General features: G+C 61.2%; 12 protein-coding genes. 2 read left to right on the forward strand and 10 right to left on the reverse strand.

From position 1 onward, the window contains the following. Positions 1–83: 83 nt before the first annotated feature. From thrC to xerD, 4 genes are all read right to left on the reverse strand, one after another. Positions 84–1,493, reverse strand: coding sequence for a threonine synthase (thrC, locus tag J5M73_RS09890; protein ID WP_207167113.1), 1,410 nt, complete (start codon positions 1,491–1,493; stop codon positions 84–86). A 107-nt stretch (positions 1,494–1,600) separates the two neighbouring features. Then, entirely contained in the window at positions 1,601–2,905 is a 1,305-nt protein-coding gene (locus J5M73_RS09895; protein ID WP_060842565.1) for a homoserine dehydrogenase, read from the reverse strand. Positions 2,906–3,040: 135 nt separating this feature from the next. Then, complete coding sequence (locus tag J5M73_RS09900) at positions 3,041–3,772, reverse strand: thioredoxin fold domain-containing protein (protein ID WP_102861304.1); 732 nt, start codon at positions 3,770–3,772, stop codon at positions 3,041–3,043. A 149-nt stretch (positions 3,773–3,921) separates the two neighbouring features. Next, complete coding sequence (gene xerD / locus J5M73_RS09905; protein WP_102861303.1) at positions 3,922–4,818, reverse strand: site-specific tyrosine recombinase XerD; 897 nt, start codon at positions 4,816–4,818, stop codon at positions 3,922–3,924. 107 nt (positions 4,819–4,925) lie between these two features. On the opposite strand from xerD, the gene J5M73_RS09910 reads away from it, so the two are divergent. Continuing rightward, positions 4,926–6,728 (forward strand): sodium:proton antiporter, encoded by a 1,803-nt coding sequence (locus tag J5M73_RS09910; RefSeq protein WP_207815512.1) that lies wholly within the window; start codon positions 4,926–4,928, stop codon positions 6,726–6,728. A gap of 57 nt (positions 6,729–6,785) precedes the next feature. Here J5M73_RS09910 and J5M73_RS09915 read toward each other — a convergent pair whose 3' ends face one another. Next, the gene (locus J5M73_RS09915) at positions 6,786–7,199 is read right to left on the reverse strand and encodes an acyl-CoA thioesterase (protein WP_102861301.1); all 414 of its coding nucleotides are present in this window, start codon (positions 7,197–7,199) and stop codon (positions 6,786–6,788) included. Positions 7,200–7,525: 326 nt separating this feature from the next. On the opposite strand from J5M73_RS09915, the gene J5M73_RS09920 reads away from it, so the two are divergent. Further along, the gene (locus J5M73_RS09920; protein WP_207815513.1) at positions 7,526–9,652 is read left to right on the forward strand and encodes a DUF4132 domain-containing protein; all 2,127 of its coding nucleotides are present in this window, start codon (positions 7,526–7,528) and stop codon (positions 9,650–9,652) included. Between the two features lie 58 nt (positions 9,653–9,710). Here J5M73_RS09920 and rplS read toward each other — a convergent pair whose 3' ends face one another. From rplS to ffh, 5 genes are all read right to left on the reverse strand, one after another. Beyond that, complete coding sequence (gene rplS, locus J5M73_RS09925; protein WP_007927677.1) at positions 9,711–10,061, reverse strand: 50S ribosomal protein L19; 351 nt, start codon at positions 10,059–10,061, stop codon at positions 9,711–9,713. A gap of 45 nt (positions 10,062–10,106) precedes the next feature. Continuing rightward, on the reverse strand, positions 10,107–10,880 hold the full coding sequence (trmD, locus tag J5M73_RS09930; RefSeq protein ID WP_170001093.1) for a tRNA (guanosine(37)-N1)-methyltransferase TrmD: 774 nt from the start codon (positions 10,878–10,880) through the stop codon (positions 10,107–10,109). Then, positions 10,862–11,398, reverse strand: coding sequence for a ribosome maturation factor RimM (gene rimM, locus J5M73_RS09935; RefSeq protein ID WP_207815514.1), 537 nt, complete (start codon positions 11,396–11,398; stop codon positions 10,862–10,864). The genes trmD and rimM overlap by 19 nt, the downstream gene beginning before the upstream one ends. Before the next feature lie 5 nt (positions 11,399–11,403). Beyond that, the gene (gene rpsP, locus J5M73_RS09940; protein WP_007927680.1) at positions 11,404–11,655 is read right to left on the reverse strand and encodes a 30S ribosomal protein S16; all 252 of its coding nucleotides are present in this window, start codon (positions 11,653–11,655) and stop codon (positions 11,404–11,406) included. Positions 11,656–11,904: 249 nt separating this feature from the next. Further along, a complete protein-coding gene (gene ffh / locus J5M73_RS09945) occupies positions 11,905–13,281 on the reverse strand; it encodes a signal recognition particle protein (RefSeq protein ID WP_102861298.1) in 1,377 nt (458 codons plus the stop codon). Between the last annotated feature and the right edge of the window lie 59 nt (positions 13,282–13,340).

The raw sequence follows: 13,340 nt of genomic DNA on the forward strand, positions 1-13,340 counted from the left end.
CCCTGCCCCTGGCGGGCCAAGCTTGCGCATGAAAAAACAAAGCCCGTCAGGAGACGGGCTTCGTGGACGACAAGACCAAGGGATCAGAGTGGCTTGCCACGATTGCCGTGCTGGCTGACAAAAGCCTGCACCGCTTTCAGGTCATTGGCCAGGACCGTGCAGCGTTCTTCGCGCTGGAACAGGTCGGACAGGTGCGCCGGCAGTTCCAGAGCCTTGCCGATACCGGCCTTCTCCACCGCGTCCGGGAACTTGACCGGGTGCGCCGTGCCCAGGATCACCATCGGTGTATCCAGGCTGCGACGGCACTCACGGGCGGCCTTGACGCCAATCGCGGTATGCGGGTCGAGCACCTCGCCGGTCTGCTCGAAGACTTCGGCGATGGTCTCGCAGGTCTGCTCGTCGTTCACCGCCAGGGAGTCGAACAGCTTGCGCGCTTCGCTCCAGCGATCCTCTTCGACGCTGAAACCGCCGCCTTGCTTGAAGCTCTCCATCAACCCCGCCAGCGCCGCGCCATTGCGACCGTGCAGGTCGAACAGCAGGCGCTCGAAGTTCGACGAGACCATGATGTCCATGGACGGCGACAGGGTCGCGTGCAGGGTTTCCTTGACGTACTGATTGCCGCTCATGAAACGGTGCAGGATGTCGTTGCGGTTGGTGGCGACGATCAGCTGGCTGATGGGCAGGCCCATGTTGCGTGCCAGGTAGCCGGCGAAGATGTCACCGAAGTTGCCGGTGGGCACCGAGAACGCGATGGAGCGCGCCGGGCCGCCCAACTGCAGGGCCGCGTGGAAGTAGTAGACGATCTGGGCCATGATCCGCGCCCAGTTGATCGAGTTCACCGCCACCAGACGGGTGCCCTTGAGGAAGCCCTGGTCGGCGAAACTGGCCTTGACCATTTCCTGGCAGTCGTCGAAGTTGCCTTCGATGGCGATGTTGTGGATGTTCTCGCCGAGGATAGTGGTCATCTGCCGGCGCTGCACTTCCGAGACACGGTTGTGCGGATGCAGGATGAAGATGTCGACGTTGTCGCAACGCTTGCAGCCTTCAATGGCCGCCGAACCGGTGTCACCGGAAGTGGCGCCAATGATCACCACGCGCTCGCCGCGCTTCTCCAGCACGTAGTCCAGCAGGCGCCCCAGCAGTTGCAGGGCGAAGTCCTTGAACGCCAGGGTCGGGCCGTGGAACAGCTCCAGCACCCACTCATTGCCGTTCAGCTGACGCAGCGGGGCAATGGCGTTGTGAGAGAAGGCCGCGTAGGTTTCTTCCAGGATCTTCTTGAAGTCGGCATCCGGAATGCTGCCGGTGACGAACGGGCGCATGACCCGGAACGCCAGCTCGTGATACGGCAGGCCGGCCCAGGAAGCGATTTCTTCCTGGGTAAAGCGCGGCAGGTTCTCCGGCACATAGAGACCGCCATCACTGGCCAGACCGGCCAGCAGCACATCTTCGAAATTCAGGGCCGGTGCCTGGCCACGAGTACTGATATAGCGCATGGGGACAAACCTTCGGTTTGAGCCTCAAGCCGCAAGCTTCAAGCCTCAAGTCAAAGCACATCAGCTTCTGACTTGGCGCTTGCCGCTCGCCACTTGCGGCTGCTTCATTAATTCAAATGTTCGACGCGGATACGGACCACTGGGCCGACGACGCCCTGCAGGGCCTCCAACGCGGTAATCGCATCGTTGATGTGCTGCTCCAGAACGCGGTGGGTCAGCAGGATCATCGGCACCAGGCCATCCTGTTCTTCCACTTCCTTCTGCATGATCGATTCGATGTTGATGCCGCGCTCGGAAAGAATGCTCGCCACCTGGGCCAGTACGCCCGGGTGATCCTTGGCCTGGATGCGCAGGTAGTAGGCGCTTTCGCAGGACTCGATCGGCAGGATCGGGTGATCGGACAGGGAATCAGGCTGGAAGGCCAGGTGCGGCACGCGGTTTTCCGGATCGCTGGTCATGGCGCGAACCACGTCCACCAGATCGGCCACTACCGAGGAAGCGGTCGGCTCCATGCCGGCGCCAGCGCCGTAGAACAGGGTCGAACCGGCAGCGTCGCCATTGACCATCACCGCGTTCATCACGCCGTTGACGTTGGCGATCAGGCGGTCGGCCGGGATCAGGGTCGGGTGCACCCGCAGCTCGATGCCGGCCTCGGTGCGGCGCGCCACACCCAGGTGCTTGATGCGGTAGCCCAGGGCTTCGGCGTAGTTCACGTCGGCCGTGGTCAGCTTGGTGATGCCTTCGGTGTAGGCCTTGTCGAACTGCAGCGGGATACCAAAGGCGATGGACGCCAGGATGGTCAGCTTGTGCGCGGCGTCGATACCTTCAACGTCGAAGGTCGGATCGGCTTCGGCATAACCCAGGGCCTGGGCTTCAGCCAGCACGTCTTCGAAGGTACGACCCTTCTCGCGCATTTCCGAGAGGATGAAGTTGCCGGTGCCGTTGATGATCCCCGCCAGCCAGTTGATGCGGTTGGCCGAGAGCCCTTCGCGGATCGCCTTGATCACCGGAATGCCACCGGCCACGGCGGCTTCGAAGGCCACGATCACGCCCTTCTCCTGGGCCTTGGCGAAAATCTCGTTACCGTGGACGGCAATCAGCGCCTTGTTCGCGGTAACCACATGCTTGCCATTCTCGATGGCCTTGAGCACCAACTCACGGGCCACGGTATAGCCGCCCACCAGCTCGATAACGATATCGATTTCAGGGTTGGTGGCCACGGCGAAGACATCGTTGGTAATCGCAATACCGGTCGTCTGGAACTGAGGCTTTGGCGTACGGGTAGCAATTTGCGCTACTTCGATTCCACGCCCGGCACGGCGGGCAATCTCCTCGGCGTTGCGCTGAAGTACGTTTAGGGTACCGCCACCGACAGTACCCAGCCCACAGATGCCTACTTTGACCGGATTCACTCTGAACTCCCCATAAAACGGCCGACTCAAGGCCGGCCGTGGAAAACAGCCGCAAACAGCACGGCTCTCTATTAATGCCCCTTCGGTTGCAACCGGAGGAGCATGATCGTCAAAGGCTAGCGTGACGATGCAGGATTATTTCGCACCCAGGGCCAGTTTGGCGATCTGCGGTGCCGGCTGGTAGCCGGGAATGACTTGGCCATCAGCCAGGACGATGGCCGGCGTGCCATTGACGCCGATCGACTGACCCAGGGCGAATTGCTTGGACACCGGGTTATCGCACTTGGCGGCCTTGATTTCCTTGCCGTCGACCATCTTGTCCATGGCGGCTTTCTTGTCCGCCGAACACCAGACTGCCTGCAGCTGTTCGTCACCCGGCGAACCCAGGCCCTGACGCGGGAACGCTACATAGCGCACTTCCACACCCTGCTTGTTCAGTGCCGGTATTTCCGCGTGCAGCTTGTGGCAGTACGGGCAGGTGGTGTCGGTAAATACGGTGATGTGGGTCTTGGTCTCGCCGATGGCCGGATAGACCACAGTTTCTGCGACCGGAATGCCGTTGATCAACTTGGAAATGCCCAGGCGCTCGGTTTTTTCCGTCAGGTTCACCGGTTTGCCGTCCTTGAGCTGGAACAGATAGCCCTGGACCACGAACTGGCCATCAGCGCTGGCATAAAGCACGCGACTGCCCTTGAGCTTGACCTCGTACAGCCCGGCCAGAGGACTGGCGGTGATGCTCTCCACCGGCACTTCGAGCTGCAGCGTCTCGAGGCTCTTGCGGATGGCTTTCTCGGCACTGTCATCGGCCACGGCGAAGGTGCTGAGCAACGCCAGGGAGGCGGCGGCAAAAATCTGGGTCAAACGCATGGGAACTCCTGAAGGCGGGCAAATGGGCAACTGGGAGCGGTCGCAATGGCAACGGCCCGCAAACACCCGTTTTGCAAACCGGCAAAGCCTACCACATCTGTTTGCCGGCACCGACTACGGGCGACGCAAAGCGCCACCCGGGAGCCAAATCAACCCCGCGGGTGATGCTTGGCGTGCAGATCCTGGAGGCGGGCACGCGCCACATGGGTATAAATCTGGGTGGTGGACAGATCACTGTGGCCCAGCAACATCTGCACCACTCGCAGATCGGCCCCGTGATTGAGCAAGTGCGTGGCGAAGGCGTGGCGCAGGGTGTGAGGTGACAGCGCCTTGCCGATCCCGGCGACCTTGGCCTGGTGCTTGATCCGGTGCCAGAAGGTCTGCCGCGTCATCTGCTCGCCACGCAAGCTGGGAAACAGTACATCGCTGGGCCGCCCGCCCAGCAGCTCGGCCCGGGCATCACGCATGTAGCGCTCGACCCAGACAATCGATTCCTCGCCCATAGGCACCAGGCGCTCCTTGCTGCCCTTGCCCATGACCCGCAACACGCCCTGGCGCAGGTTGACCTGTTCCAGGGTCAGGCTGATCAGCTCAGTCACCCGCAGGCCGCAGGCGTAGAGCACCTCCAGCATGGCGCGATCGCGCTGGCCGATGGCCTCGCTCAAATCCGGTGCCGCCAGCAACGCCTCGACATCGGCCTCCGACAGGGACTTGGGCAGCGGGCGCCCCAGTTGCGGCATATCGATCTGCAAAGTCGGATCGATCTCGATCAGTTTTTCTCTCAGCAAATAGCGATAGAAGCCCCGCACCCCCGAGAGGAATCTGGCCGTGGAACGGGGCTTGTAGGCTTGCTCCACGCGCCAGGCCAAATGATCGAGGATCAGCTCGCGTCCGGCCTGCGGCAACTCCACCCCCTGCTCCTGCAGCCAGCCGTTGAACAGCGCCAGGTCACTGCGATAGGCATGGCGGGTGTTGTCGGACAGGCCTTTCTCCAGCCACAGGGCATCGAGAAAACGGTCGATCAGGGGGTGGTCGATGGCGGGCATAAAGACTCGAAAGGCACGGCCCAGGGGCCACGCGTAAAAAAATAGTGAACTGCGCAGAGGGTCGCTAGTCTTTCATAGCCAGCCATTTCAAGGAACAGGGTGCATTGATGAGCGAACAACAGATTCTGCTGGCCTTCGGCGGCATCGGCGCGGCAGCACTGGGCTGCCAATGGCTGGCCTGGAGGCTGAAACTGCCAGCCATTCTGTTCCTGCTGCTGAGCGGCATTCTTGCCGGTCCAGTGCTGGGCTGGCTCGATCCCCAGGAGATGTTCGGCCCGCTGCTGATGCCCCTGGTGTCCCTGGCGGTGGCGCTGATCCTGTTCGAGGGCAGCCTGACCCTGCACCTCTCGGAATGGCGTGAAATCGGCAGCGTGGTGCGCCGCATGGTGACCATCGGCGCGCTGTCCACCTGGGCGGTGATCACCCTGGCCACCCATTGGCTGCTGGGCTTCGACTGGATGCTGGCCCTGCTGTTCGGCACCTTGACGCTGGTCACTGGGCCGACGGTGATCGTGCCCATGTTGCGAGTGGTACGACCCAAGGCCTCGATCGCCAATATCCTGCGCTGGGAGGGCATCGTCATCGACCCTATCGGCGCCCTGCTGGCGGTGGTGGTCTACAGCTTCATCATCGCCAGCGCCGCCGGCGAGGGCCTGAGCCACAGCCTGCTGACCTTTGGCGGAGTGATTCTGTGCGGCAGCCTGTTCGGCATCGCCGGCGGCTGGGCCCTGGGCACCATCATGCGTCGCCAGTGGCTACCGGAGTACCTGCACAACCTGGCGACCCTGGCCGCAGTCCTGGGAATCTTCATCGCGTCCAACCAGGTGATGCACGAATCCGGGCTGCTGGCGGTGACGCTGATGGGCATGTGGATGGCCAACATGAAGGGCGTGGACGTAAGACACATCCTGCACTTCAAGGAAAACCTCAGCGTGTTGCTGATCTCCGGACTGTTCATCCTGCTGGCAGCGCGCCTGGACCTCAAGGCACTGATCGCCCTGGGGCCGCTGGTGCTGATCCTGCTGCTGGTGATCCAGTTCATCGCTCGCCCGCTGAATGTGCTGCTGTCCACTGCCGGCTCCAGCCTCAACTGGCGTGAACGCGCCTTGCTGGCCTGGATTGCGCCACGGGGGATTGTTGCGGCAGCGGTGTCGGCCATCTTCGCCATCCGCCTGGATGAAGCCGGTCACGAGGGGGCTTTGCTGCTGGTGCCACTGACCTTTGCCGTGATCATCGGCACCGTGGTCCTGCAAAGCGCTACTGCCCGGCCCTTGGCGCGCCTGCTCAAAGTCGCGGAGCCCGCTCCCAGCGGCTTCCTGATTGTCGGCGCCAATGGCCCGGCACGCACCATTGGCAAGGCCTTGCAGCAGCTGGGCAGCCGAGTGCTGCTGACCGACTCCAGTTGGGAGAATATCCGTGCAGCACGCATGGAAGGCCTGCCCACCTATTTCGGCAACCCGGCCTCGCAGCACGCCGACGCGCATCTGGATCTGGTGGGATTGGGGCATTTGCTGGCGCTCTCACCTTCAGGCGAACTCAATACCCTGGCAGCCATGCGCTTTCGACACGACTTTGGCCATCAGCGCCTTTTTGCCCTGGCCAACAGTCAGGAGAGCCGACGCACCGACAAGCACCGCGCCAGCCACGAACATCGCGGCCAGCTACTGGGCAGCGAGGCCCTGACCTACACCAAGCTGGCCAGCCTGCTGGGCCAAGGCGCAGAGCTGTACAGCACGCACCTGACCGAAGCCTTTGGCTGGAACGACTACCAGACTTTGCACGGCGAACGCGCAACCCTGCTGTTCGCCCGCGACAGCAACGGCTGGGTGCATGTAATCACCCCGGAAAGCGGCCTCAAGCCGACGGCTGGCTGGACCCTGCTGGCACTGATCCAACCCGAGTCTCTCTAAGAAGCGGGTTTGTCGGCGAAGGGGCCCGCAGGAATGCCTTCGCCGGCAAGCCGGCTCCTACGCTGCGAATCCCGGAAGCACCGGCACCGGACGTTTGTCGTCATCAATGGCGACGAAACTGAACAGACCATGAATGGCCTTTTCCCGTCCGTCGCAACTCATGCTCTCGACAAACACCTCTACCTCAACCTTGAGGCTGGTGTTGCCCACCTTCACCACCCGCCCTACCAGCTCGACAATAGAACCAGCGGCAATCGGATGATTGAAGTCGATACGGTCGGTGGACACTGTCACCAGTGGCAACCGGCAAAAGCGCGTGGCGGCGATAAACGACACTTCGTCCATCCAGGCCAGGGCGGTGCCGCCGAACAGGGTGTTGTGATGATTGGTGGTGGACGGGAATACCGCCTTGGTCACACGGGTCACCGAGAGTTCGGTACGACGCTGGATTTCTTGCTCACGAAGGGTCATCGGACTACTGCCTGAATGGATAGATCCGCGCAGGGGCACGCTGCGGGCATGGAACGCCGATGAGCGCTGCAAGGCAGCGACCAAAGGCTTGATGGGAACAATCGGGGGCTGCCTGCCTGTGGATAACAACAGGCCAGTAACGCCGGGAGGGTGTGACGCACCCTGGGCGTTCCGTGCAGGCTGCACGGCGCGGGCGATCACACTTTATTGGGTCGGCGAGTATATCGCCGCCCGGCAGGGGCCGAAAGAACCCGGCAGGGGTCAGAGGTCACGATCGGCGATAAAAAATGCGATCATCCGCGCCCCCAACAAGGAGAACCGCCGTCATGGATGCCCTTTCCGCGCCTTCGCTCGTCGAGCACCTGCAGCAACGCCTGAGCGCCGCGACAACGGATCATCCGAGTTTCATTGGCGCGCCCATCGATATCAGCCCACTGACACCCGCTCAATTGGGCAGCTTGTGGCCGGCTATCCGCCGAGCACTGCGCACCCCTGAAAACCCGGCTGCGCAGCAGATGGCGAACTCAATTGTGCAGCAGGCCGCACAGTTGGAACTGTGCCCACAACTCGATCAGACCACCCTGCTGGAGGTGCTGCGCACTTGTCTGAGCGGCCAGGAGGCGGTGGAGCAACTTGCCTATCACAGCGGCAGACCGAGCAGTGCAGTGAGCCGCGAGTTACATAGAATCCTCGGCGAACCCTCGATACGCTGGGCTGCGGACTACCACCAGACGTACGTATTGGCACAATGGCTGGATGCACAAGCCCAGGCAGCCCTGCACCGTTGCGTGGAACAACACTACGCCGATGCGCCCTACGTCCGGCAGGAGTTCGAACTGCTTGAACAACTGGAACCGCAATCCCGACTGGCCCTTGCCAGCAGCGAGTACTGGACCGGTCATCACTCACTGAGCAGCGACCCCGCAACGGCGCTGGCCGACGATGCGGCCTACGTCGAGTTCTCCCAGCAGATCCTCAACACCGCCGCCCAGCGCCTGGAAGATATTCACAGCGGCGCCACCCCCTATGTGGCCGATGGTGCCTTCAGCACCCATGACACGCCAGTAATCGCCCGTGCCGCCCGGATCGCCCTGCGGCGCGATGCGCCCTGGCTACCGCCACTGATGGACACTTTGCTGACCAAGGCTTGCGTCGCCCCAACCCAGGCCAAAACCGCGCCGTCGCAATCCCTGGCCATTGCCCTGGGTCATTGCATCGAACAGATACCAACGCCGGAAAGCGTGCAAACGCTGCGCAGCGCCCTGAGTCTGGTGCGACATGCCGGCCTGCAGAAAAAACTCACGCGCAATCTCAAACCCGCCGAGCGCGGGCTGGCCCAACGCCCCGAGATTGCCCTGCGCCTTGCCCCAGTCAGTGCTCCCGGAAAAGCCCAGCACGCGCTTCTGGCCAGTTGCCTGGAGTCAGGACTGTGGCAACACTTCGAGCTGTCTTTGAGCGACTGGCGAAGGCAACTGGTGGATTCTGCCGTGGGCGCGCCCTTTGCCCACTCGTTGATATGGGTGGCTCACAACGACTGTGGCCAACGCTGCAGTTTCCTATTGACCCAAAACGCGCAAGCTCTTGACGTGCGGGGTCAGCCGCTGTCCCTGGACGCCGGATGCCGGATTTCGCTGTGGCACCCCCTGTCGAGCGACGAAGCAGAGCGCCAAGCCTGGCAAGCCGTGATCACCGAGCGCCAGATCAGGCAACCACTGCGCCAGGTATTTCGCGAGCACTACCAGGCGCCTGAGCATGAGCTGGAAAGCCCCTCCTACCAAGCATTCGCCGGGTACAGCCTATCCATTCGCCCATTGATCGGCCTGGCACGCCGCGAGGGCTGGAAGATCGACAGAGACGGTAGCCTGAGCCGGAACCTGAGCGACATCCGAGTGACTCTGAATGTCGACGTGCCACTCTATCCCGGCTTACAGGGGCACTGCTTGTCCGGCGCCACGTGCTTCGCTCGTCGCACCGAGAAACACTGGCAGCCTGTGCTGCTGAAAAATGTGCCGGTGCAGGTCTTTTCAGAGGCTTGCCGAGCCATCGATCTGCTGGTCAGCATCAGCGCTTTCGCCGTTGAAGAACTGACGCAGACCGCCGCTGGCATTCCTCTTCCCCAGGCCTCGCCAGGCAAGCGCGAAGAGCGCCTGAATCGACTGGCCGGGCACAATCTCACGCAAATGACATTGATGCGCCAACAGGTGCTGAATACCGCCTTTGCGACGCACATCAAGGCAGGAAAGCTGAGTATGGATGAGCGCCATGTGCGGGTCGGTGACTACGCCGTGCACCTGGTGACCGGGCGCGTGTCACGCGATGGAGCCGCGGTGGACCTGCCACTGGCGGCACAAAGTGGCAAATTGGCCGCCCTGCCCTGGCTGCCTTATGACGAGGTACTGCTGGAACGGATCGCCAACACGGTCTGCGCCCTGCTGAACCGCTCCGGGCATTAAATGACAGGCAACAAAAAAGCAGCCCGTAGGCTGCTTTTTTCTGCATCGGAAGCTGGACTTAAACCAGTTTTTCCTTGATGCGAGCTGCTTTACCCGACAGGTCGCGCAGGTAGTACAGCTTGGCTTTACGCACGTCACCGCGACGCTTGACAGCCATGCTGTCGATCTGCGGGCTGTAGGTCTGGAAAGTACGCTCTACGCCAACACCGTTGGAGATTTTACGTACGGTGAACGCGCTGTTCACACCGCGGTTGCGCTTGGCGATAACTACGCCTTCGAACGCCTGCAGACGGGAACGATCGCCTTCCTTCACTTTCACCTGAACGACAATGGTGTCGCCCGGGGCAAAGGCTGGGATCTCTTTGGTCATCTGCTCTGCTTCGAGTGCAAGGATGATTTTGTTGGTCATGCTGTGCTCCTAAGGTAAATCGTCGGATCTACCATCGATACGTTGTTAACTATCGTCCCGCTCGCGGAGATATTCCTCGAGCAGCTTCTTCTCTTCTCCAGAAAGCGAGCGGCTTTCCAGAAGATCGGCGCGTCGTTCATAGGTCCGACCAAGGGACTGCTGTAAACGCCAACGCCGGATGTGTGCGTGGTTGCCACTTAGCAACACGTCGGGAACACGCTGATCCGCATACACCTCCGGTCGGGTGTAGTGCGGGCAATCCAGCAGACCGTCCGTGAAGGAATCTTCCTCCGCGGAATCCACATGCCCTAAAGCTCCGGGCAGCAGTCGCGTAACCGCATCAATCAGGACCATCGCCGGCAGCTCGCCACCGGAGAGTACATAGTCGCCAATCGACCACTCTTCATCGACATGAGCTTCAATAAACCGCTCGTCAATGCCTTCATAACGACCAGCAATCAGGATCAATGCATCCTCATTCGCCAACTCGCGTACCGCCGACTGATTCAGTTGACGGCCTTGGGGCGACAGGTAGATCACCTTCGCACCCTCCCCGGCTGCGTTTCTGGCCTGAACCAGTGCATCCTCCAGGGGCTTGATCTTCATCACCATGCCAGGGCCACCGCCAAACGGGCGATCGTCCACAGTGTGATGTCGATCCGTGGTGTAGTCTCGCGGATTCCAACAAGTGAGCTGCAAGAGCCCCTGTTTCACCGCGCGGCTGGTTATGCCGTATTCGCTGATGGCGGAAAACATCTCGGGAAACAAACTGATCACTTCTACGCGCAAGTTAGCCACGCTTAGAAGTCCGCATCCCATTCCACCTTCATCTCGCCCGCTGCCAGATCGACGGCCAACACGCATTGCTCGGTATAGGGCAACAGGCGTTCGCGATCATCCAGGCTGCCAGCGCAAGGCTTGACCACCATTACATCGTTCGAGCCGGTCTCCAGCAGGTGATCGATCTGCCCGAGCAGTTGCCCGACGGTGTCGATGACCTTGAGACCTTGCAGCTGGTACCAGTAGTACTCGCCGTCGGTCAGTTCAGGGAACAGGTTGCGCGGCACGCAGATCTCGTAACCGGCCAGAAGACGAGCTTCTTCGCGATCATCAAGACCCTTGAGCTTTGCGACCAGGAACTTGTCGTTCCCGCGTCCGCTGACCAGCTCAACCTGTTTCACACTACCTTCGCGCTTGAGCGTCCAGGTTTTGTAGTCCAACAGGTTTTTAATCGGATCAGTAAAGGAAAAGACCTTCACTTCGCCGCGAACGCCATGAACAGAGTAGATTTTGCCGATAACGATCAAATCATCAGCAGGAGCTGGCGTCGCGTTCATAGGGTTCAGGCTGCAGCCTTAGCCGATTCCTTCAGCAACTGAGCAACACGCTCAGAAGGCTGTGCACCAACGCTCAGCCAGTAGGCTACGCGCTCTTGGTTCACGGACAGGCGGACTTCTTGACCACGAGCGATCGGGTTGAAGAAGCCAACTTGTTCTTTGTGCGAACCGTCGCGTGGGTTACGGCTGTCGGTCACGGTCAAGTGGTAAAACGGGCGCTTTTTGGAGCCGCCAAGGGCAAGACGGATTGTTAGCATGTGAACATCGTTCCTGTAGTCGGTGCTGCAAATCTAAATGCACAGCGGGCATGGGTGCCCGAAAGGCCGCATATTCTAAGGAATATCCGGACTTTTGCAAATGACTTTTTCCGGCGCCTATCGGCTGCCACTCAGATTTGCTATGGAGCCGCCGCAAGCGGCAGCGAGTGAGCACGCCCCAATCGAGGGTTTGCTCGAGATTCCACGTCCCCGTGGAATAGCGCCGACATGAATGCCGGCGCGGATTCTTCACATTTTCGGCATGCCGCCGCCGGGCAACATGCCGCCCATGCCGCGCATCATCTTGGCCATCCCGCCCTTGGCGGAGAACTTCTTCATCATCTTCTGCATCTGCTTGTGCTGCTTGATCAAGCGGCCGATGTCCTGCACCTGGGTACCGGAACCCATGGCGATCCGGCGCTTGCGCGAACCGCTGATCAGCTCAGGGTCGCGGCGCTCGGCCGGGGTCATGGAGTTGATGATGGCTTCCATCTGCTTGAACTGCTTTTCAGCGGCATTCTGTGCGTTGCCCATCTGCGCCAGATTGACGCCGCCGATGTTCGGCAGCTTGTCCATCAGGCCGCCCAGACCGCCCATGTTCTTCATTTGTTGCAGCTGATCGCGGAAGTCTTCGAGGTCGAAGCCTTTGCCCTTCTTCAGCTTCTTGGCCAGTTTGTCGGCCTTTTCCTTGTCGAGGGTCTGCTCGGCCTGCTCGATCAGGCTGAGCACGTCGCCCATGCCAAGAATCCGCGAAGCGATACGTTCAGGGTGGAATGGCTCCAGCGCCTCGGTCTTCTCGCCCATACCGATGAACTTGATCGGCTTGCCAGTGATGGCCCGCACCGACAGTGCGGCACCGCCACGGGCGTCACCATCGACCTTGGTCAGGATCACCCCGGTCAGCGGCAGCGCGTCACCAAAGGCCTTGGCGGTGTTGGCGGCGTCCTGACCGGTCATGGCGTCGACCACGAACAGGGTTTCCACCGGCTTGATCGCCGCATGCAGCGCCTGGATCTCGTCCATCATCTCGCTGTCGACGTGCAGGCGACCGGCGGTGTCGACGATCACCACGTCGATGAACTTGAGCTTCGCTTCCTTTATGGCTGCTTCGGCGATGGCCACCGGCTTCTGGCTCAGGTCCGACGGGAAGAAGGTCACGCCGATGTCGTTGGCCAAGGTCTCCAGCTGCTTGATCGCCGCCGGGCGGTAGACGTCGGCGGACACCACCATCACGCTCTTTTTCTTGCGCTCTTTAAGGAAGCGCGCAAGTTTGCCGGCGGTGGTGGTCTTGCCCGCACCTTGCAGACCGGCCATCAGCACCACGGCTGGCGGCACGGCGCTGAGGTTGAGGTCTTCGTTGGCCGCGCCCATCAGGCTTTCCAGCTCGGCCTGGACGATTTTCACAAAGGCCTGGCCCGGGGTCAGGCTGCGGGACACTTCGGTGCCGACCGCACGCTCCTTCACCGAGTTGACGAAGTCCTTGACCACCGGCAACGCAACGTCGGCTTCGAGCAGCGCCATGCGCACTTCGCGCAGGGTGTCTTTGATGTTGTCCTCGGTCAGCTTGGCCTTGCCGGTGACATGGCGCAGCGTCTGCGAGAGACGGTCGGTTAGGTTTTCAAACATGCTCGATCCTTTCAGGCCCAAGGTAGACCGGGGTAATGGCGGCCCAGAGCGGAATAAAC

Origin of the sequence: Pseudomonas sp. 50_B, from assembly GCF_017491625.1 — a bacterium.
In the GTDB taxonomy this organism is placed as follows: domain Bacteria; phylum Pseudomonadota; class Gammaproteobacteria; order Pseudomonadales; family Pseudomonadaceae; genus Aquipseudomonas; species Aquipseudomonas danubii.

Bases quoted from the DNA above. Each gene is read 5' to 3' on its own strand.
- J5M73_RS09915 (WP_102861301.1), bottom strand. From the start codon at position 7,199: ATGACCCTTCGTGAGCAAGAAATCCAGCGTCGTACCGAACTCTCGGTG.
- rimM (WP_207815514.1), bottom strand. From the start codon at position 11,398: ATGAACGCGACGCCAGCTCCTGCTGATGATTTGATCGTTATCGGCAAA.
- J5M73_RS09910 (WP_207815512.1), top strand. From the start codon at position 4,926: ATGAGCGAACAACAGATTCTGCTGGCCTTCGGCGGCATCGGCGCGGCA.
- J5M73_RS09920 (WP_207815513.1), top strand. From the start codon at position 7,526: ATGGATGCCCTTTCCGCGCCTTCGCTCGTCGAGCACCTGCAGCAACGC.
- rplS (WP_007927677.1), bottom strand. From the start codon at position 10,061: ATGACCAACAAAATCATCCTTGCACTCGAAGCAGAGCAGATGACCAAA.
- ffh (WP_102861298.1), bottom strand. From the start codon at position 13,281: ATGTTTGAAAACCTAACCGACCGTCTCTCGCAGACGCTGCGCCATGTC.
- J5M73_RS09900 (WP_102861304.1), bottom strand. From the start codon at position 3,772: ATGCGTTTGACCCAGATTTTTGCCGCCGCCTCCCTGGCGTTGCTCAGC.
- xerD (WP_102861303.1), bottom strand. From the start codon at position 4,818: ATGCCCGCCATCGACCACCCCCTGATCGACCGTTTTCTCGATGCCCTG.
- trmD (WP_170001093.1), bottom strand. From the start codon at position 10,880: ATGGGATGCGGACTTCTAAGCGTGGCTAACTTGCGCGTAGAAGTGATC.
- rpsP (WP_007927680.1), bottom strand. From the start codon at position 11,655: ATGCTAACAATCCGTCTTGCCCTTGGCGGCTCCAAAAAGCGCCCGTTT.
- thrC (WP_207167113.1), bottom strand. From the start codon at position 1,493: ATGCGCTATATCAGTACTCGTGGCCAGGCACCGGCCCTGAATTTCGAA.